Source organism: Klebsiella sp. OBRC7 (assembly GCF_000293135.1).
GTDB classification, from domain to species: domain Bacteria; phylum Pseudomonadota; class Gammaproteobacteria; order Enterobacterales; family Enterobacteriaceae; genus Klebsiella; species Klebsiella michiganensis.
On record NZ_ALNJ01000088.1, the window covers coordinates 51234 to 71891 of the forward strand.

The 20658-nt window shown below is 55.0% G+C and carries 20 protein-coding genes; 7 read left to right on the forward strand and 13 right to left on the reverse strand.

What is annotated here, in order from left to right; translation table 11 throughout:
* Positions 1–45 precede the first annotated feature (45 nt).
* From HMPREF1144_RS18780 to HMPREF1144_RS18810, 6 genes are all read right to left on the reverse strand, one after another.
* Positions 46–606, reverse strand: coding sequence for a fimbrial protein (locus HMPREF1144_RS18780; RefSeq protein WP_004855926.1), 561 nt, complete (start codon positions 604–606; stop codon positions 46–48).
* A 324-nt stretch (positions 607–930) separates the two neighbouring features.
* Complete coding sequence (locus HMPREF1144_RS18785; protein WP_004855924.1) at positions 931–1626, reverse strand: winged helix-turn-helix transcriptional regulator; 696 nt, start codon at positions 1624–1626, stop codon at positions 931–933.
* A 575-nt stretch (positions 1627–2201) separates the two neighbouring features.
* Entirely contained in the window at positions 2202–2792 is a 591-nt protein-coding gene (locus HMPREF1144_RS18795; protein WP_009653657.1) for a DapH/DapD/GlmU-related protein, read from the reverse strand.
* A gap of 54 nt (positions 2793–2846) precedes the next feature.
* A complete protein-coding gene (locus HMPREF1144_RS18800; RefSeq protein ID WP_009653630.1) occupies positions 2847–4112 on the reverse strand; it encodes an MFS transporter in 1266 nt (421 codons plus the stop codon).
* 41 nt (positions 4113–4153) lie between these two features.
* The gene (locus HMPREF1144_RS18805; protein ID WP_009653633.1) at positions 4154–6277 is read right to left on the reverse strand and encodes an alpha-galactosidase; all 2124 of its coding nucleotides are present in this window, start codon (positions 6275–6277) and stop codon (positions 4154–4156) included.
* 114 nt (positions 6278–6391) lie between these two features.
* Entirely contained in the window at positions 6392–7492 is a 1101-nt protein-coding gene (locus HMPREF1144_RS18810) for a substrate-binding domain-containing protein (protein WP_258540147.1), read from the reverse strand.
* Positions 7493–7918: 426 nt separating this feature from the next.
* Here HMPREF1144_RS18810 and HMPREF1144_RS18815 point away from each other — a divergent pair, with 426 nt between their 5' ends.
* From HMPREF1144_RS18815 to HMPREF1144_RS18835, 5 genes are read left to right on the forward strand one after another with little or no spacing between them, the layout of a single operon-like run.
* Positions 7919–9178 (forward strand): MdfA family multidrug efflux MFS transporter, encoded by a 1260-nt coding sequence (locus HMPREF1144_RS18815; RefSeq protein ID WP_004855912.1) that lies wholly within the window; start codon positions 7919–7921, stop codon positions 9176–9178.
* A gap of 36 nt (positions 9179–9214) precedes the next feature.
* Positions 9215–10342: an acyl-protein synthase gene (locus HMPREF1144_RS18820; protein WP_009653652.1), complete on the forward strand. Its 1128-nt coding sequence runs from the start codon at positions 9215–9217 to the stop codon at positions 10340–10342.
* A gap of 1 nt (position 10343) precedes the next feature.
* A complete protein-coding gene (locus tag HMPREF1144_RS18825; protein WP_009653653.1) occupies positions 10344–12749 on the forward strand; it encodes an acyl-CoA reductase in 2406 nt (801 codons plus the stop codon).
* Positions 12750–12791: 42 nt separating this feature from the next.
* Complete coding sequence (locus HMPREF1144_RS18830; protein ID WP_009653629.1) at positions 12792–14126, forward strand: phenylacetate--CoA ligase family protein; 1335 nt, start codon at positions 12792–12794, stop codon at positions 14124–14126.
* Positions 14123–15040, forward strand: coding sequence for a GNAT family N-acetyltransferase (locus HMPREF1144_RS18835; protein WP_009653624.1), 918 nt, complete (start codon positions 14123–14125; stop codon positions 15038–15040). Before HMPREF1144_RS18830 ends, HMPREF1144_RS18835 begins: the two co-directional genes overlap by 4 nt.
* 57 nt (positions 15041–15097) lie before the next feature.
* Here HMPREF1144_RS18835 and HMPREF1144_RS18840 read toward each other — a convergent pair whose 3' ends face one another.
* Complete coding sequence (locus tag HMPREF1144_RS18840; protein WP_004855902.1) at positions 15098–15646, reverse strand: helix-turn-helix domain-containing protein; 549 nt, start codon at positions 15644–15646, stop codon at positions 15098–15100.
* Between the two features lie 100 nt (positions 15647–15746).
* Here HMPREF1144_RS18840 and HMPREF1144_RS18845 point away from each other — a divergent pair, with 100 nt between their 5' ends.
* Together HMPREF1144_RS18845 and HMPREF1144_RS18850 are read left to right on the forward strand one after the other, a co-directional pair.
* Positions 15747–16406, forward strand: a complete 660-nt coding sequence (locus HMPREF1144_RS18845; protein WP_009653646.1) for an AzlC family ABC transporter permease — start codon at positions 15747–15749, stop codon at positions 16404–16406.
* Entirely contained in the window at positions 16406–16729 is a 324-nt protein-coding gene (locus tag HMPREF1144_RS18850; RefSeq protein WP_009653628.1) for an AzlD domain-containing protein, read from the forward strand. The genes HMPREF1144_RS18845 and HMPREF1144_RS18850 overlap by 1 nt, the downstream gene beginning before the upstream one ends.
* A 90-nt stretch (positions 16730–16819) precedes the next feature.
* On the opposite strand, the gene HMPREF1144_RS18855 is transcribed toward HMPREF1144_RS18850, so the two are convergent.
* The 6 genes from HMPREF1144_RS18855 to HMPREF1144_RS18880 are packed head-to-tail and all read right to left on the reverse strand — an operon-like array spanning position 16820 to position 20648.
* Positions 16820–17374, reverse strand: coding sequence for an AAA family ATPase (locus HMPREF1144_RS18855; protein ID WP_009653662.1), 555 nt, complete (start codon positions 17372–17374; stop codon positions 16820–16822).
* On the reverse strand, positions 17371–17808 hold the full coding sequence (locus tag HMPREF1144_RS18860) for a PTS sugar transporter subunit IIA (protein WP_004855893.1): 438 nt from the start codon (positions 17806–17808) through the stop codon (positions 17371–17373). Before HMPREF1144_RS18860 ends, HMPREF1144_RS18855 begins: the two co-directional genes overlap by 4 nt.
* Positions 17809–17817: 9 nt before the next feature.
* Positions 17818–18087, reverse strand: coding sequence for a hypothetical protein (locus HMPREF1144_RS18865; protein ID WP_004855891.1), 270 nt, complete (start codon positions 18085–18087; stop codon positions 17818–17820).
* A 57-nt stretch (positions 18088–18144) separates the two neighbouring features.
* Entirely contained in the window at positions 18145–18987 is an 843-nt protein-coding gene (locus HMPREF1144_RS18870) for a class II fructose-bisphosphate aldolase (RefSeq protein ID WP_009653627.1), read from the reverse strand.
* Positions 18974–20341 carry a PTS sugar transporter subunit IIC gene (locus HMPREF1144_RS18875; RefSeq protein ID WP_004127157.1) on the reverse strand — a complete coding sequence of 456 codons (1368 nt, stop codon included), beginning with the start codon at positions 20339–20341 and terminating at the stop codon, positions 18974–18976. The genes HMPREF1144_RS18870 and HMPREF1144_RS18875 overlap by 14 nt, the downstream gene beginning before the upstream one ends.
* Positions 20334–20648 carry a PTS sugar transporter subunit IIB gene (locus HMPREF1144_RS18880; RefSeq protein WP_009653651.1) on the reverse strand — a complete coding sequence of 105 codons (315 nt, stop codon included), beginning with the start codon at positions 20646–20648 and terminating at the stop codon, positions 20334–20336. The genes HMPREF1144_RS18875 and HMPREF1144_RS18880 overlap by 8 nt, the downstream gene beginning before the upstream one ends.
* Between the last annotated feature and the right edge of the window lie 10 nt (positions 20649–20658).

The following is a 20658-nucleotide window of genomic DNA, read 5'->3' on the forward strand; positions in this document are numbered from 1 at the left end:
CCGTCCCTGGCACAGAGATCCTAAATGAAAATAACTGACGCGATATTACTGGTAAGTCACGTTGAAGGTGGCAGTGGTGTCCACGCTACCGGCCGTTGCGGTATCCGCAGTCTGGTAGTAGTCAGCAGAGAAGTTCAGGGTGTTGTCGCCGTCGATCAGCGTAACAGCCTGAGACGCGGTGCCCAGATCCAGCGCAGAGCCGTCTTTGTCATAAATCTGGATGCCGACGCCCGCCGCGTTGCCCGCGCCAGAAGTGTTGTCCAGCACGCCAGCTTCGCCCGCTGCCGCGTTGCCGTCGAAGGTGACGGAAGCCTGAGAAGCGATGGTGGTATCGCAGTCAGCCAGCTTGATAGTGAACGGGGTTTTCTGGTTAGCCACGGAGTCTTTACCGGTGAAAGCAGCCAGACGAACCTGACCCATGTTCACCACCTGGTTGGTGGTATCCGCGGTTACCGCACAGGCCGCATCAACAACAGAACCTTTAAACTCAACGGTGCCGCCATTAACGGTGGAAGAAGACCCGCTGGTCGCAGCCATTGCAGAAGAGATGCCGCCAGCCATAACCATTGCCAGAACAACGCTTTTTACCATAAATGCTTTTTTCATTTTTAATCCATACACATTAAATTGATTTTGTATTCCCTCATTCATTACCGCTTATTTTTTATAACCGAAGTAATTACCAGGGAACGTTCCCCTGTGGCGATAAAAAGCGGTTTAAATATAAGAAGACACTCCGTGTTGTCTTGGGAATAATTCTTACAGAAAGTTTTATGAATCTAAATCAATTTTTTCGTCCAAAACTGGACATTCAAAGATGATGCAAGTCAATAATGATAATTACGTATAAAAATCATGATGTTAATAATACAAAGAGCTGATACATCTAAAAAAACAGGCGCTATTGTTAATATATAGTTATGAATACATTTAAAAATCGATAGGAATTCGTTTATTAATACCCTTTAGTACGCCTCTGTGGACGCTGATGTAATCCCCCTTGCGTAGTTCAGACAGGACGTACAGTATTCCGCTGCGGGAAAGATTGGTGCGCCGCTGGATAAAATTGAGCACATTGATTTGCTCGCGATATTCCTCAGGATAGGAGCCCAGTTCCAGTATCAACGTCCGGATCATGATGAATGATTCCACGCCAATAAACTCTTTCTCGCGGATGGCCATTACCAATAAGCGATGGGCCAGAATCCGGGCGATATCATGCCAGAGATTTTGTTCATCTATAATTTTCACAAAACTATCAAGAGGAACTAATCGACCAGAACAATGTGTTTCTGCAGAAAAAAAGTGCTTCGGCCTGGCTTCAACATCATAGAAAGTACTATATCCATCAATCAGCCCGAGAACGGAGGGAGAAAACAACGTGGTTATCGCCATATTGTTTTCATCATGGCAAACCACCCCAGTTCCCTCGCGCAGGAGGAATATATGCGCGTTATTTTCAGTATCGCAAAATTCAAATCGCTCATCCGGCTGCAGCTCAAGCGGCGTGCTCACGGGCAGCAGCGCCTGAAAAATACGCTGGACCGCTAACGCGGGCTTGGTATTACGGCCAAACGAAAAGGAACGTAAGGAACCACGATCAAAATCATCATCGATAATAACCATTATTTATTCTCATATTCAGCCTACGACATTACTTAATTAAAATACTAGCACCAAAAATAGAGGAAATAAAAAAAAATAAAATATCATTATAAATCAACATATTAATTTCACATTGCGTTTTTTTACCTATCGAATCCCACTGATATATCCGCATAAAAATTCTCATTTTCTGCATACGTAAAATACCCTTCCCCAAGGAAAAAACCATTACTCCCCCCACTCATTAATGATAAATTTATTCACATAAAAACCACATAAAAATGCTATAAAAAATCACATCACCATAAAAATAATGGCTAAAACTATAATTAAAAGGCCGATGAAAAACCATATTACCGCCGGTTCTCTCCAGCAGAAAAAGACGGAAAAAATGAATAAAAAATCGAGAAAATAACGATGGAAACCGTTTTTCTGATTATGGCTTAAGGGGCTAATTTTCACGAAATATTAGCCTTCTGAGTAACGCGAGAAATGCCTGGGCAATGAATAGTCAGGCAAAAGCATCATGAGATTCAGCGGAAACACGTCCCTGTTCGCAAATTGACCGACATCTTCCCGCCCGGCGCCACGATAAGTTAAACAGTAAACAGCTGAAACTTCTCTTTGTCGCTGTCGGCAATCGCTCTTAATACCCGGCAGGGGACTCCAGCGGCAACCACGTTCGCCGGTATGGAACGGTTCACCACGCTGCCGGCACCAATGACCGAGTTTTTTCCGATGGTGACGCCTGGGTTGATAATCACCCCGGTGCCCAGCCAGACGCCATCTTCAATCACCACCGGCTGAGAAAACTGCTGCTGGGTGTGCCGCAGATCCGGATGAATAGGATGGCCGGCGGTGGAAATGGTCACGTTGGGTGCAAACATTACGTTATTGCCGATGATAATGTCGGCATCATCGACCAGCGTCAGGTTGAAGTTCGCGTAAAAATTATCGCCAATGGTGGTGTGGGTGCCGTAGGCCACATGAATCGGAGGCTCTATCCAGCAGTGCTCGCCTACGGCGGCGAACATCCGCTGAATAATGTCGTTTCTTAATTCCTGATTAAATGGGTGCGAGTGGTTGTATTCGTAAGCTCGCGCCTTGCCCATCAGCCGCTGCTGCGGTAACCCATATCCTGAATCAAGATAAAGCTCGCCGCTGTTCATTCTTTCCTTCATATCCATGGTCAATATTTCCTCATTTATCAATCACATCCTTGTGAATTATCGGACTGTTTTCTAAACCGTCATCGCGCTATCGCCCATCTTTTCCGAGGTGGCCTTGCCCGATAAGGTAAAGGCGGATATCAAGGTGACGGTCAGGGCAATGCCGCCAAGGATCATATAGGTATCCTGGAAGCCGATACGATCATACATATTCCCGGCAAAAGCGGAGAGAAAGATCGCCGCCACCTGTTTGGAAAACTGGAAACCAACCAGGTAAATCGTCGCCGACAGGCGAACGTCAAACACGCCGGTAATATATTTAAACGCGCCTACCAGCAGGAACGGGACTTCCAGCGCATGAAGCATTTTCAGCGCCACCACTTCAGCGGCCGTCGTGGCGAACGATGAACCGATCATCCTCGCCGCCATCACCATGCCGGCAATCAGCAGAGTATTCTTCGCCCCGATGCGGTTAATAATCCACGGCGAGCTGAACATAATAATCGCGTTGCATATTTCCCCGGCGGTGGTCGCAAAACCAAAGGCGCGGGTGCCCGATTCCGGGGTAGCAAAGAAGGATTTAAAGAAGGTGGCAAACTGCTGATCGAAAACGTCATAGACGCAGGCGACGCCGATGACGTACAGAATAAACATCCACATTTTACGCTGACGGAACATGCGTACGGCGGTTTTTAAATCCACCGATGAGCGGTTAGCCCCCAGCGAGTCCATCACCTGTGCGGTCTGGCTGGCCTGCGGTTTCGCGATGGCCACCAGCACGACCAGTACCAGCGCGGCGGCCGACCCCATCCAGAACACCCACTCGGGATTAACGCTGAACAGCATCCCCGCCGTGGTGGCGCACAGCGCCCAGCCGAGGCAGCCAAAAGTCCGCGCTTTGCCGTACTCAAACCCGCTGTTGCGGCTCACGCGTTCGATATAGGCTTCCATCGCCCCGGCGCCGGCGGAGAACACAAAGCCGATGTAGGCCCCGCCGCTCAGCGCGCCGAGCCAGATATTGGTTTTCAGCAGCGGCGCAAAAACGTAGAGAAAAAAGGGCGCGATCAGCACCAGCAGCACCGTCACGATCCACATCAGATGCTTTTTTAGCCCGAGCTTATCGGAGATCACGCCCAGTATCGGCTGAAAACAGATGGCAAACAGCGACAGGCTGGAGAAAACAATGCCGGTCTCGGTTTTATTCAGGCCAATGACGTCCGATAGCCAGATCGGCAAAAACGGAAAACAGGTGGCCATGATGAAAAAGTAGAGAAAGAAGAACAGCCCGAAAATCCAGAAATTGGGGTTGTTTTTATGGGTACAGACGGTCGGGTTCATGGTGTATTCCTCAAAAAGGGCCGACGCGCGGCCCGTGGTCATCACACGCGTTGCAGGCCAATCAAAATGGCGCTTTCAGGATCGAGGATTGGCAGCGCCAGCCCCGCCTGTTGCAACCACTCACCGCTGACGGTCTGCGGCGTCGTCATCCATTCCGGCAGCTTACGCATGGTATGGCCGCCCTCTCCCGTAATCTGAATATCGGGATGGTCGAGCAGCGTCACCTCGTAACGGGCACCCGCTTCCAGCCCCGCCACGCGCAGCGGCGCCATCAGGGTGTAGTCCGGCATCGCCAGCTGGCTGACGAGGAAAATCGCCCGATGTCGATCCTCGCTCACCACGCCGTGCGCGAGGGTTGTGGCGTCGGGCATATCGATACGCCACTGCACGCCGTGATGAATGACATCGCGCCACTGCTTATGCAGCGCCGCGTATTTGCGATAGCCCGCGCGCTCCTGCTCATCGGCGGTCACCGGGTCCAGCTCAAGCCCCATATGACCGAACAGCGCCGTCAGGCCGCGAAACGCAATGCTGTGCTGGCGGAAGGTGGCGTGGCAGCGGCGGTTGCCGATGTGCGCGCCCATCACTTCCGGCGGGAAGAAGTAGCTCATGCCGCGCTGGATGGTGTTGCGCTCAAGGGCATCGTTATTGTCGGAAGCCCAGAAGCGATGGCTGCGCTTCAGCACTTCATAATCGATACGCCCGCCGCCGGAGGAGCAGGATTCAAATTCAATATGCGGGAAGCGGGCCACCAGCGTATCCAGCAGGCGGTAGAACTGGCGAGTTTGCGCATCGGCGGCGGCTTTGCCGTTATGGGCAGGCTGCACCAGCTCGCGATTCATATCCCACTTCACATAGTCCACTGCGTGCTCGCCCAGCAGCCAGCTCATCCGTTCCAGCAGATAATCAAAGGCTTCAGGGATACTCAGGTTCAGGACAAACTGATGACGCCCGGGGATCGGTGTATAGCCCGGCAGCGCCAGCAGCCAGTCGGGATGGGCGCGGTAGAGATCGGAGTTCGGGTTAATCATCTCTGGCTCAACCCAGATGCCGAACTCCATCCCCAGCGACTTCACGTGGTCGATAACCGGGGTCAGGCCGTCAGGATATTTTTCCTCATCAAGATACCAGTCGCCGAGCGCCGCCCAGTCGTCGTTGCGCCCTTTAAACCAGCCGTCATCAATGATAAAGCGCTCCACGCCCAGCTCCGCCGCTTCATCCGCCATGCGCATGATGTACTGCGGGTCGTGGTCGAAATAGATCCCTTCCCAGGTGTTGAGATGCACCGGGCGCGGCTTGTTGTCCGGGAAGCGAATAATCTGTTCGCGCAGATAGCGGTGGAACTGCTGGCTCATGCCGTTCAGCCCCTGCGCCGAATAGCTGGCGTAGAGGTTCGGCGTCCACAGCGTTTCCCCTTCCGCCAGCGCCATTTCGCCCGCCAGATAGAGCGCTTCCGCCTGCAGGTAGCGGCGACCGTCGGTTTTCACTTCCGCCCGCAGGCGGTGGTTACCGCTCCAGCCCAGGTGCACGCCCCACACTTCGCCCTGCATCTCGCTAAAAGCGCGGCTGCCGGTAATCAGCGCCGGAAAATGTTCATGAGAAGTGCGTCCACGACGGTTTTCCAGCACAAAGCTGTCGTGTTCAAGGGTCAGACGATGGGGCTGGAATTCGCGGATCCAGCGGCCATGAAAGGCCATGACTTCGCGGGCGCGCTCGGCGACCGGCAGCGTGACCGCCAGGCGGTCCACCTGCCACGGCTGCGGGCGCAGGTTGGTTAAACCATGACGAACGCTGAGCACGCCGCTGCTATCAAGCTGAATTTCACTGCACAGCCGCAGGCCCGCCTGCGCGTCTTCGCTGAGAAGGGTTAAATTCTGCCCATCCTGCACCACCTCGGTCGTGGTAAACATCGGTGAGGCGTCCAGCCCCTGGCGGTGGCCTTCAATACCCGGCGCGCCAAACAGACCATGGCCCAGTTCGGCCATTAAGGTTACCGGGGAATCGACGTCGAGGCGGCCATTGGCCACCGGGCGGGCGATGCTGGCCGCATCCTGCGGCGAAAAGTGGCTTAAATGCGGCCCCCAGTAGATAATTTCGGCGAACGGACGGGTTTTGATCACCACATCAGCCGCTGCGCTTTGCAGGCGTAAAATCGAATCAGACATGAGACATCTCCACAACAAGGAATGCCTTACTGTTGATCCGAAACGTTTCGGACGCCAACCAAAACGTTTCGGATCCGTGATCGAGTTCAGGAAATTAATCTGACGGGAGGGGAATCAGGCGGTTTCGCCAGGGATAAATTCAGGCTGCCAGAGCACCTGGAGAGAGGCGAGATCCTCGCCGGCGATTAAGCGGCGGACCATGGTGGCAATCTGGCGGCCCACGCCCTGCCGGGTGGACTGAACCACCGCGCCCACCGGGGTTTCGATGATACTGTCCTGCGGCAAGCCGTCGTAAACCACCAGCGAGACGCAATCGGCGCCGGTGAGGCGTCCGAGCTGAGCCAGGGCCATCGCCGCGCCGTCGCCGTGGGTGTTGCAATCGGTGACAATCGCCGTTGGCGGTTCCGGCAAGCGCAGCAGCTCCATCGTTGCCTGAAACCCGCCGCGGCGGGTGGGCGGCACGCTGCGCAGCCAGGTTTCCGCCAGGCCCGCTTCGCGCAGCGCCTGCAGGTAACCGTTGCGGCGCTGGGTAATAAACGCCTGATTGTTATTTTCGCTCAGCAGCGCGATGCGCTGATGCCCCTGGCTAATCAGATGACGGGTGGCGCGGTACGTTCCCGCCTGGTTATCGAAATCAAACCAGGCGTAGGGCTGCGGCAGGCGGCTGCGGCCCAGCGCCAGAAAAGGAAAGCCGGCGGAGAGGAGTTGAATCAGACGCGGGTCATCATCCAGCGTATGCGCGACGATCAGCGCATCGACGCGGCGGCTCTGCACCATACGCATATAGCCGTGCTTATCGGCCTGTTCATCATCGGCAATCAGCAGTAAATCAATCTCGTAGCGCGCCAGTTCGTGGCTGATTTCGCCCACCATTTCAAGAAAGACGTTGTTATTCAACGGCGCGGGACGCACGGGGAAAACGAGGCCAACGGCGTCGATTTTGCCCATTTTCAGGCGGCGGGCGAAGGTATTTGGCCGATATCCACGGCGCTGGGCCTCCGCTTCCACGCGGGCGCGCGTCTCCTGCGACACATCATCATAGCCGTTTAACGCACGGCTGACGGTCGTTACCGAGATCCCAAGTTCTTTAGCAATGGCTTTCAGCGACATAGTATGCCTGTCTTCGCGGAAGAATGCGGCTAGTGTCCCGCAATACGGGCATGGCGTCCAGCAAGAGCGACGCCGCGCGGCACTACCTGAATATCGCGCTCGCAACGCCTGATGATACGTAACGAAAGATGAGGGACGCGAAACGCTTTTAGTAAATGATGCTGTAAATTAAACGCCACCTTCTCCGTAAGTAAGGGAGCAATACGCGCTGTCATTCACCAGGCTGAATATATTTGAATCCGACAGGTTTTACTCTATACAAATCATATCGTTGATAGATGAATGACTTAATAACTCAACCCTGGAAAAATAACGCTGCGCCTGGAAAATGCGTATTTAACCCCCATAAATCATTCAATTTATTTTTAATTAAAATATGAAGTATGTATCGAAATTATAATTCACAGTTAAAACAAACATGAACACAGCCTGTTCATTGATATTTATCAACTAAGAATCACTTGATAAAGTTATTAAAAAGAGGGGGTGATATAAAAGCAATATAATGAAATATGTTAATAATAGGGTTTTATGTATAACTCACTACTGCCGGTCTCTTCGCGGCACGCTTTATTTTTTTGTTTATTTCTTTCAACATTCGAGCTGTTAACTTATGTCGCCAGCGATGTAGTGATGCCGGGAATGTTAACCGTTATTAAAGATTTAAATGCTCAGACTTATTACGTACCGTGGTCGCTCAACGCCTATTTACTTGGCGGCGTAAGCTTTCAGTGGCTTATTGGACCAGCGTCGGATAGATTTGGCCGCCGGCCTTTATTACTCATCGGCTGTGCGCTTTTTTCTGTTTCCTGCCTGGCCACGCCATGGGTAGACAATATCCAGGTTTTTACTCTCCTGCGGTTTATTCAGGGAATAGGTTTGGGGTTTGTGGTGGTGGTAAGCTATCCGGCCCTGCAGGAAGCATTCAACGAATCGGATGCTATCCGCTTAATTGCCCTGTTTGCCAATATCGCGCTGCTGTCGCCGCTGTTTGGCCCTTTGGTCGGTAGCGTTGTACTTTCATACCTGTCATGGCGCACGCTTTTTATTGCTATCGCGTTGATGGCGGCGCTCGCCTGGTTCGGTTTGCTACGCTGGATGCCGGAAACGATCGGCGTAGTACGTCAAGATGGCAGTAAAATTGAATGTCAGCCGCTCGAGGTAAAAACCCTCGCGCGCGCTTATGGTGATTTGCTTACGAACCCACGCTGTCTATTCGGCAGCGTTGCGCTTGGCCTTATCGGGCTGCCGCTGATGGCGTGGATCGCGCTCTCCCCACTGCTGCTGGTGCATCATCTAAAAATGAGCATGCTGGAGTACGCGCTATGGCAATTACCTATTTTTGGTGCGTTGATTGCGGGGAATATCGTTCTTAACTTTACCGCAGAAAAATTTAAGCCGGAGCAGTTATTATACTTTTCACTCTTCCCCGTATTCATCGGAATAACGCTGGCGCTGGTCATGACGCTAATATGGCAAAATATTATTACGCTGATTATCGGCATGGCTATTTATGCTTTCGGCCTGGGCATCTGCAATGCCACACTGTATCGTCTTACGCTATTTTCCAGCGAGCATGGAAAAGGTTCGGTATCGGCAATGATAGGCATGATTTCCGTCGCTATTTTTAGCCTCGGGGGGGCGTTAATGGCTGGCTTGGGCGCTGGTAATAACCTCATCGCATATATTACCGCGGCCACTATTCCGATGCTGGCAGCATTATTCATTATAGTGAATATATTCACCAGGCAGAAGAGGAGTAAAACGAAAATAACAGCTTCAGGCCATTAATCACCCACGGACGACTTTTTATTAAGGATGAATAAAATGGACACGTTATCCTGCGTCGATGCCCTCTGCGCACTCGACCGACCTTATCATGAAGATAGCGATTCACAACGGCTCTTTGATGCAGCCATGCGCGAAATCGTCGCATTTCATGTTATGAATACGCCGGGCTATCGCCAGTGGCTGGCCCACCACCATATTCAGGCCGATGCGGCGAATATAGACTCGTGGTCGCAGCTACCGCCGATCTTTGCCAACTACTTTAAAAAAAATCTGCTCATCAGCCGTTCCGGTGAGGATGCGCTTGAACTCACCTCTTCCGGTACCAGCGGACAGAAAAGTCGTATGCGCTATGATGAGCGCAGCATCGGAGCCGCTCAGGGAATGGTCGATCGCATTTTCCGCCACTATGGCTGGGAAACGCCCGAAGTTCCCTGCAACTACCTGCTCCTCAGCTACGAACCCGCCGATATCATTACGCTTGGCACCTCTTTTACCGACCAGTTCTTGTGTAAATACGCGCCGGTTAAACGCGCCGTTTACGCGCTGCGTCACAGCGGCAGCGGGCATGAGTTCGACCCTTTTGGCGTTATTCGCGCTTTACGGGAGTTTGCTGAAGAGGGGTTACCGGTGCGCATCCTGGGGTTCCCGGCCTTTATGTGGTTCGTACTTGAACGGATGCGCGAAATGCAGCTTCCGCCGCTCCAGCTGCATCCTCAATCGCTGGCCTTTTTCGGCGGCGGCTGGAAAACGCATGCCGACCGCGAAATCCCTAAATCCGCGTTTTACGCCCGACTGACCCGGCAGCTCGGGATCCCGGATAGCCGATGCCGCGACGGCTATGGTTCTGTGGAGCACTGCGTGCCCTACATTGAATGCGCGCACCACCATTTCCATGTTCCCGTTTATTCCCGCGCCTGGATCCGCGATACCGCCTCCCTGGCGGTGAAAGGGTATGGACAGCGCGGTTTTATCCAGTTTGTGTCGCCTTATATCACCTCCAGCCCTGCGCACAGCGTGGTCATGAGCGACCTTGCGGTGCTGCACCGCGCCGAAGAGTGCGGATGCGGGTTAACCACGGACTGGTTTGAACTGCTGGGTCGGGCCAGCCATAACAAAGCACGTAGCTGCGCACTGGCGGCGTCAGAACTGATTAAGGGAAATTAATATGTATCTCATTCAGGGAAAAACCTATTCATCGTTCACGCCGGAAGAGGCCATAGATATATTAACGAGCGGGCTGGATAGCGCGCTGAGTCAACCGCCGCGTCCGGAAACCGTACTTGCCTGCGCCGGGCGCTTTATCGAACAGCTAAAAGACCACGCTTTCCTCCCTCAACTGGGCCCGGCTTATCGGGAAGAGGTCAGAAGGTTTTGTCAACCTGACGCCCTGCGCCAAAAACTCGAGCATGAGCTGGGCGAAAACCCCTTTTCCGTGCGCCGCATCAACTACCGTGAACCGCTGTTTGAAGGCTGGCGTCCTCTGGGCGTCGTGGTGCATATCACCCCGGCCAATGCGGAACTGCTCCCTTTCTTCGCAATAATTGAGAGTCTGCTGGTCGGCAATATTAACTGGCTACGCCCAAGCGCCAGCGAACAAGGGATGACCATCGATCTGCTTGAGGCATTTACCCATTTCGATTTAACGGGCCAGCTGGCTAACTTCGTCGCCGTAATTCCCGTGGAGACCACGCGCCTTTCCCTGCTGCTTACCCACGCCGATGGGGTATCGGCCTGGGGTGGCGATACCGCGCTCGACGCGATTCGCCAACAGCTCCCTGGCGGATGCCGCTGGATCCCCTGGGGGCATAAAATCAGCTTTGCCTGGCTACAACCGGATGCCGTTAATGAAGAAAACCTTCTCGCGCTGGCGGATGACGTTTGCTGCTTTGACCAGCAGGCGTGTTCCAGCCCGCAAATTGTTTTTGTTGATAGCGATGAGTCGGCGGTATTGCAGGATATTGGCAACAGACTGGCGCAGGCCATGCGGCGCCGTCACGCACGTTGGCAACCGTTAATCCCCGATGAAAAGGCGGCAGCGGATATTACCAGCGCCGTCGCCTTCGCGCAGCTGGACGCCGTATTTGCCGGGGCCGACAACGCTCTACTGGCAGGAGACGGCTGGCGCATCATTCTGCAAAACATGTCAGCCATAACGCCTTCACCGCTATTTCGAACCATCCTGCTGCGGCCGCTACCGCAAAATAAAGTGATGCAAACGCTGCGCCCCTGGCGAACCCACCTGCAAACCTGCGGGCTGATTGCCGCCGATCGGGACAGAATCCCCTTCAGCCAACTGCTGCTGGCAGCTGGCGTCAATCGAATTACCCCCGTCGGTAAAATGCATGACGGCTATCACGGCGAACCGCATGACGGCGTTTACGCCTTAAGCCAGCTGGCTCGCCGGGTCACCGTGACGCTGGATGCCGATGTCCTGCCGCAGCAAGCCACGCTCGATGCGAACCCGCCGCCGCCGGTGCTGACGGCGCTGCCGATTATGGATAAAACGGACTTCCTGCAGCACGCCATGCACTCCAGCGCTCAGCTTTTCTTTCGCAGCGGCGGCAGCAGCGGCATGCCTAAACTCGCCGGGTTTACCTATCGCGACTATCGCCGCCAGATGCAGGCCGCCGCCGCAGGCATGTTCGCCGCCGGGCTGGATCCCGCCCGCGACAAAGTGCTCAATTTGATGTACGCGGGCAATCTCTACGGGGGTTTACTCAGTTTCTTCACCGTACTGGAAATGCTTGAGGTAACCCATCTTCCCATGGGTGGGCCTCATGACGATGACTATCACGAGATCGCCCGGACCATTGTGAACCAGGGCGTCACCACGCTCATTGGTATGCCCAGCACGCTGTATCAGCTCTTTACGCGAGAAGAAGCTATTCTTCGCGACTACGGCGGTATTCAGAAACTGCTGCTGGGCGGCGAACATATGGGAGCTGCCCAGCGTGACTATATTCATGGTTTCGGGGTAAAAACCATTCGCTCGGCGCTGTATGGTTCGGTTGATGCCGGGCCGCTGGGGCATGCCTGCGCGCATTGCCCGGATGGCATATTTCATCTGATGACGGATATTCAATGGCTGGAGATTGTCGACCCGCTCGACGATCGGCCCGTCGCGCCCGGCGAAGCCGGCCGCCTGCTCTTTACTTCGACGGCCCGCGAGGGTCAGAAGGTTATTCGCTATGACATCGGCGATATGGGCCGTTGGCTGCCGGGCGAATGCCCCTGCGGTGCCCCCAGCCCCCGCTTTGAGCTTTTAGGCCGCCACGGCAGCCTTGTGCGTATCGGCACAATGTTTATTCAGCCCCAGCGGCTGGCGACGCTCGCCGATGCCCCTGTTCAATTGATTCTTCAACATAATCCGCGCAGCGGGCTCGAATGCATCCACATCTTCACCGACGGCAATATTGATACCGTCAAACAGCGTGTCTGCACCGACCCTGAGCTCAAAATGGCATTGGACGCCCATTTGCTGGAGCTGGCTGTGACCAGCCGCCCGTTCAGCGAATTTGAACGGCATCCGCAAAGCGGCAAAACGCCGCTGGTCATTGATAAACGCCGCTGAGCGCACTCCCCGCCGATCGGTTCACAATAAGGATATTTGAATATGACAACAGCAAAGATGATGGGTCGCGTCGACCCGCTCTCCACCCGCATGGAAGAAATGGCCGTCAATCCACCGAGTCTCGAACAGCTTGTCCAGCTTGTTCGCTGCCGCTCGCCTTTCTATGCCGAACACTATCGCCATCTCGCCCCCCGCGGCTGGCGGCTGACGGACCTGCCGCTTATCAATCCCCAACGCTACTGGGAGGGGAGCCAGGGTCTGAAAAACTGGCCCGTCCTCACCGGGCCAGTGGAGGATGGTATTGTCTTTAAGACCGGCGGCACCACCGGCGGCGGCAAGCTGTCGGTTTTTTCCCGCCAGGAGTGGCGTGCGTTCGTCACCAGTTTTGGCCGCAGCCTCTCCAGTCAGCTGAAGCCAGGCGCGCGGGTGGCGAATTTATTTTTCGCCGGTGATTTGTACGCGAGCTTCTTATTTATCCACGGCGCGCTTTCGCACATGTCGATACCGGTATGCGAGTACCCTTTCACCGGATCGCTAGAACTGCACACCCTCACCGAACAGATCGTCCAGCACGATATCAACGTGCTGGCGGGCGTCCCGGCGATGCTGTTGCAATATGCGGCAGAGCTCGCTGGAAAAAACCGCCGGCTGCCCGGCATCGAGACCATCCTTTACGGCAGCGAGAGTCTTTTTACTGAACAGCTACAGCTGCTGAAATCCGCCTTTCCCAACGCCCGTATTGCTTCTATCGGCTGCGCCTGCGTGGATGCCGGGCTTATCGGACTCAGCACGCCGGATTGCCTGGCGGACGAGCATCGGGTCTTTGAACCCGAAACTATCGTGGAAATTATTGATGAAGCGACGGGCGAGCCGATCGACGAAATTAATCGTTCCGGAATGCTGGTGGTCACCAGCCTCACGCGCACGCTGATGCCGCTGATTCGCTATCCGGTAGGCGATCTGGCCGCCTGGCGCGAACCTCCGGGAAGCCAACATCGCAAGTTTATTTTGCAGGGGCGCAGTAGCCTCGGGCACCGCTTGCGGGTAGGTTACGCTTCGCTGTTTCCTGATGAAATAGCGGCTCTTATTACGGAAGAGATGGGGCAGCAGCAGTGGCAGCTGATACTGGAACACGCCGATAACCGGGATCGGTTGAGCTTACGTATCGCCTTTTCCGGTACCCGGCAGCAGGCCGATAGGCTCTGCGATCAATTACTCGCCAGGGATCACGCTCTCGCAGAACTACAGGCTGCCGGCCAGCTGTGCGTTCAGATTCACTGGTGCAGCCAGGCGGAACTTATCCGCAATACCCGAACCGGTAAGCTGCAGCGGGTGATCGACAAACGCGCCTACCTCGCGCAGGAGGGGGTGAAATGATTGAAATCAGAGCGTTCCAGCGACAAGATGGCGAAGGCATCAGCGCCTTATTTCGCACGGTTTATGGCGATCGCTATGTCTATCCTGATATCTATATGCCCAGCCTGATTGGCTGGCGCAACGCCCGGGACGAATGGCACAGCGCGGTAGCCGAACAGAATGGCATCATCATCGGGCATGCCGCCTTATGGCGGCACCACGCGGATAAGCAGACGGCCGAACTGGCCATGTTCGCGGTGCATCCCGCCTTCAGGAACCGGGGCGTAGCCACCCAACTGGGGGAATATTTGCGTCTTGCCGCAAGCAGGCTTGGCCTGGACACGCTAACCATCAAAATGGTGTCCAGCCATCCACACTCGCAGCGCCTGGCGCAGAGGCTGGGCTTTTACTCAACGGGGTTGCTCAGAGATTACGTTCCCTCCCCCTTTCAATCCGGCCTGCGTGAAAGCATTATCCTCGGCGTATTACCCCTGCATCCACGCCCCGTCCCGCTCACCGCGGGTGATAGCCGCGATGACGCTTGGATAAACTTGCTAAAGGAAAAATTTGGCGCGGCGCAGATCCCGGCCGCCAGGGAAACCTGTGCAGCCCCCATTGAAATTGCCCTTTGTGATGATCGGGTGGACGTCACGATGAATATATCAACACAACAGATGGTGGACGAGATTTCCCGACTGCCGGCCCGTAAACTGATTTATATCCGGGCGCGCGTGGATGGCGCGCTGATGTCGCTACGACCCAGGCTGTGGCGAGCAGGTTTTACCGATATGGGGCTGGAGCCAGCGGCCGGAGGAGAATGGTTCTGGCTGCTGCAGCGCGGCTATCATCCCCGGCAGCTCGACCTCTCCTGCCCTATCGCTATTGCCCTGCAGAAAACGGCCAATGGCGATATCAATCATCACGCGCGCGCCTGACAATCCCTTTTACCTGACGCCTGTTTTGCCACACCGAAGGCCCAGTGTCGGGCCTTACTAGTTCTGCTCGGCGACCAGCAGCGCTTGGGTATCCGGCTCCAGCGCCTGGAAAACGTGCTCCCGATCCGCCGGATAGCAGATGTAATCTCCCTCTCCCAGCTCCTCCGGCGCTTCCGTCAGGCCGACCCGCGCGCGCCCCTGGGTGACAATAATATGCTCCACCGAACCCGGCGGATGAGGATGGGAAATGCGGTCCGCGCCCGGCTGGGTCAGCAGGAGATAGATATCGCGCCGCGCGCCCGGCGGGCAGGCGGCCAGTAAAATCGCCTGATAGTTTGCCTGCTCGGCGATCACTTTCGTTCCCTCGCCACGGCGGATCACTTGGGTGGTATTCACCTGCGGCTCCAGCAGCCGGGCAAAGGGTATATCGAGGGCCACGCAAAGCGCCCAGAGGGTTTCCAGGCTCGGGTTACCGTTGCCGGACTCCAGCTGCGATAACGTTGATTTGGCGATGCCCGCCCGTCGCGCAACTTCGGCAAGGGAAAGACCGGTGCGCGCGCGTTCCCGCACCAGGCTTTTAGCAATCAGGCTAATTGGCTGAGTCATACAGCCCTCCGTGTTTTTTATAACGAACGTTTCGTTCGTCTTGAAATGCGTTTCTGTTGCGTTCATTATAATGGAAATTCGTTCGATATGGCTAAAGAGTATGAAACAACACTTCGCCACGCTTAAAGGCGACACCCTCAGAGCAATTGTTTTAGTCTGCCTCGCGGTAGGCATCGTCGGGATGTCCTACGGCTCGCTGGCCGTCGCCTACGGCTTCCCGATTTGGGTCCCCTTTGTGCTTTCGGTTTGCGTCCTGGCGGGGGCCTCAGAGTTTATGTTTATCGGCATTGTCGCCAGCGGCGGCAACCCGCTGGCGGCAGCGGCGGCCGGTTTGCTGGTCAACGCGCGGCATATTCCCTTCGGCGTGACGGTTCGCGACCTGGTCGGCCAGCGCGCCGCCAGCTTCCTCGGCTGCCATATTATGAACGATGAAAGCGTGGTGTTTGGTCTGTCGCAGAAAACCCCCGAGCAGCGGCGGGCCGCCTACTGGCTGTGCGGTCTGGGCGTGGCGCTGATCTGGCCGTTGGGGGCGCTCCTGGGCGCGGGGGTCGGCAAACTGCTTCCGGCCCCGGAAACCATTGGCCTCGATGCGGTATTCCCGGCGATTCTGCTGGCGCTGGTGGTGCCGGCCTTTAAAAACCGCACCACCCTGATCCGCGCCTGCAGCGGAGCGGCCCTGTCGCTGGCCGCCGTTCCATTCGCACCGGTTGGCCTGCCGGTTTTGCTGTCGCTGTTTGGCCTGCTGACGAGGAAAAAATAATGGGCAATATGACGCTATTTATCGCCGGTATTGCGATTCTGTCGCTGGGCACCTACTTAATGCGTTTAGGCGGGGCGAAGCTCGGCAGCCGGCTGGCGTTTTCCGAGCGCGCCCAGGCGCTGCTCTCCGATGCGGCGACGGTGCTGCTCTTTTCCGTGGCGCTGGCGACCACCTTTTACGAGGGCGAACATTTTGCCGGGATGGCGCGGGTGCTGGGCGTGGGTCTGGCGGTGTTCCTCGCCTGGCGTAAGATGCCGTTGATCGTGGTGATTATCGCCGCCGCCGTGGCGACGGCGCTGCTGCGAATGGCGGGCGTTGCCTGATCCGGCCTACGAAACGCGAAACATCATGTTGTTATGCAATTTTTGTAGGCCGTGCCAGCGAAGCGCCGCCGGGCAGTTACCCTTAAGGGCTTACGCTATTTGTGTTTCGATCCAACTGGTAGCGGACGCCATATCCAGCGGCTTGTGCTGATCCACGGTGAACACCGGCCCCAGCCGCATCGGTTCCGCCTGCTGCGCCAGCTGCGCCAGTTCCGGAAGATACTCCTCGCCCGGGTGCCCCGGCTTACGATCCTGCAACCGGCTGGCATAGCGCGACACCGCAAGCTCAGGCGAGATGTGGTTCCAGACCTCCAGCACTTTTTCAACGCCCGCGTGTTGCAGCAGCTGCTGTAGCGTGTCGCGCGGTTGAAAGCCAAACCAGGCGTCAATAAGCCAGATACAGCCTGCCGGCGACTGGCCGACGATCGACCAGATGACTTCATACGCGGCGCAGCCCAGCTGCCGGTTGAAGGTCCGGTCGATCCCGGTAAAGCACGCCATAAACGGCTCCTTAATACCGTCGATGGTCAGCTGCGGCAGATTAAACGCTGCCGATAGCTGTCGGGTGACGGTGCTTTTACCCGATGCGGGAATACCGTTAATTAAAATCACCGTTTTGCAGCCGGGTGTGAGATGTCTGTTCATAACAACGCGACGACCTCCTCTCTGCTGCTGGCGGCCCGCAGCTTCGCCATAGTCTCGTTATTATCAAGCAGAGCGACAATCGCACGAATCCCCTCTTCAATATGGGTATTGCTGTCCTGCGCGCCGAACATAATGACGATATCCGCCTTCTCGCTATCGGCAAATTGAATCGGCTTATTCAACACCACAAGGCTGAAGCAGTTGCGTTTGACGCCACATTCCGGCCTGGCGTGAGGGATAGCGACACCTTCATCAAACACGTAATAGGCGCCATGATGCAGGGTATTATCGATCACCGCCTGGCCGTAATCTGCCGAGATATAGCCTTTTGCAACCAGCGGGCTGGCCGCCAGCTGGATCACCTTCTGCCAGTCGGACTCTGTGACGCCGACCTGAATCGCATCGGCCTCAATAAGCAGTTCTTTTATCGTCATTATCACTTCCTATATATTACGGCGAATAATGTTACGTAACTCATCAATGCGTATAAAAAGCGCATCGATTTCCTCGCGATGCGTATGACTTTTGGCATAGACCGACAACGCCCGGTTATACATCAGCATTAAGGCTTTCTGTATTTCGCCATTGGCCGGGTTGCCCCGTAACTCGCCTTCCAGCCTGGCAATTTCCCCCGCCAGCTGGCGAGACTGTTCGTCATAATCCTGCGGGGGTTGATTCTCTTTTTTCCACAGCGTTTTCAAAGATTCAAACATAGCGAGCTCCTCCCCGACGGACAACAGGGCAACGGAATACGGTTTAAAAATATGCGTTTATTTAAACAGAGCGATTTTTTCCATTAATACATGGGTGACCGCGTTATTCGCCGGAATTAAAAATTTGCGCACGCTGTCGTTCACTTTGCCTTTTTCAAACGTGCTTTTACATTGATCGACCCACTGCACATTCATTTCAGTGCCGACGTTCACCTTGTTGATACCTTCAGTGACGGCCAGACGCATATCTTCATCGCTGACGCCGGTGCCGCCGTGCAGCACTAACGGCACGCCGGTCGCGGCGCTAATCTCTTTCAGCCGCTGGTGCTGGATCTGCGCCTTACCGGTATACAGGCCGTGCACCGTGCCCACGGAGACCGCCAGCATATCCACCCGGGTCTCCTCCACAAAGCGTTTGGCGTCCTCCACCGTGGTGAAGCAGATATCCTCCGCGGCCACGGCTTTGCCGTCTTCCGATCCGCCGATCGCCCCCAGCTCGCCTTCTACCGTGATATTCCGCGGGCGCGCCATTTCCACCACGATGCGGGTATTACCAATATTCTCTTCCAGATCCAGATGGGAGCCGTCGTACATCACTGATGTAAATCCGGCATCCATGGCCGTTTCAATGGCGCTAATATCAGAGCAGTGATCCAGGTGCAGGCAGGTCGGCACGTCTTCACTTTCCGCTAATGAACGAACCGCATCCACCAGTAAACGATAGCCGAGATATTCCGCCGTCCCGGTAGAGATTTGAATCATTAATGGGCTATCGCTTTGTTGCGCCGCTTTAAAAAAGGCGGGCAGCATTTCAATACAGTGCAAATTAAATGAGCCAATGGCTTTAAAATCTCTTTCCTGCGCAATTTTCAGAATAGCGTTGAAGTTATACAGACTCATGAACATTTTCCCCTTTCGGCTTCGCTGATTTACCGTTTACGAACCATGCCAGTGCGGCAACAAAAACAATGAACAAGGCGACAAATAGCCAGTTATTCTGGAAGGCGTGGCCTAATACCAGACCGGAACTAATGACGTCCGAATCGCTGAAGGTGACGCCGGTAAAACCGTAGCTTTCCAGCATCGGTACCAAAATGGCGGGCAGGAAGGTAATAAACAGGCCGTGAATGACGCCGCCAATCATCGCCCCGCGGCGGCCGCCCAGCGCGTTACCGAAGACGCCCGCCGTGCCGCCGGCAAAAAAGTTGGTTAACAGACCGGGCAGGATCATCGCCAGGCCAAACATCGGGAACACCAGCATGCCGATGATGGAGCCGACGGTCGTCGCCAGGAAGCCGACGATCACCGCATTGGGCGCATACGGGAACAGCACCGGGCAATCGAGCGCAGGCTTAGCGTCCGGGACAATGCGCATCGCAATCCCGCGAAATGCCGGCACCAGCTCGTTGAGCAACAGGCGCACGCCGCTGTAGAGAACGAATACCCCCGCCACAAACTGAATGGACTGCATAAAGGCGTACATCAGGTAGTTAATGCCATTAGAGAACTGAGCGATATATTCCGGGCCCGCCGCAACCGCGGGAATGAGATACATCGGCACCATCACTACCGCCATCGCGAGATAGGTGTCCTGGAGGAACTTAAAGTTATCCGGTAATTCAAGATCTTCCGTTGAGCGAGAACCTTTACCCACCACTTTAGCCACCGCCGCCTGCACCAGATAGCCGATAGTGCAGAAATGCCCCAGCGCCACGTCATCGGAACCGGTGATGCGCCTGACGACCGGCTGCGCCAGGGCGGGCATCAGTACCGCCATCACGCCGCCGAAAATACCGCCGGTTAAAATCAACGGCAGTCCGGTCAGCCCGGCTTTATAGCCAATCACCGCGCCGATGGTCGCCATCCACAGCAGCGCCTGGCCGGTTAAAAAGATATATTTCAGCGGCGTCAGGCGGGCGATAATGATATTGACGGCAAAAATCACCATCAGGGTCAGCGCGACTTCGGAACCTAATTCACGGTTGGCTAATCCGGCTATGGCGGCGACATCGGTAATGTAGCCTTTCATGCCGAATCCCTGCGTGAAGATATCGTTAAGGAACGTTAGCGTGGCGACAATAATGTTGATCCCGGCCATCATAATTAAGAAACCGAGCAGCGTTTTAAACGTCCCCTCCGCCGTTTTGCCCGCTGATTTTTTTTGCAGAATCAGGCCCAGCATCGCAATAAATGCAATTAATATTGAAGCCTGGCCGAGTAAATCTTTAACGATAAACTCTACAAAGCTATTCATAGTCCGCTACCTTCAGGTTACGCTCTTTTAAGAATGCGACGATCTTAGCTTCAATCTCATCTTTATCCGTGAGCTTATGCAGTACCACCACGCGTTTAATTTCCTCCGCACTGACATCCGCCGTTAATATATCGGCAAAGGTTTTTTGCGTCAGAATCATATCTGATTTAAACGCCCCGGCTTCGGATATAGTGGTATGTTCAATCTGTGCTGGAATCTCCAGCTTCTTTAAAACTGCCTTCGCCGTCATTTCAATGGCAAAGCTTGAACCGAGGCCGCAGCCACATACGCATAGAATTTTCAGCATGTAGGGTCTC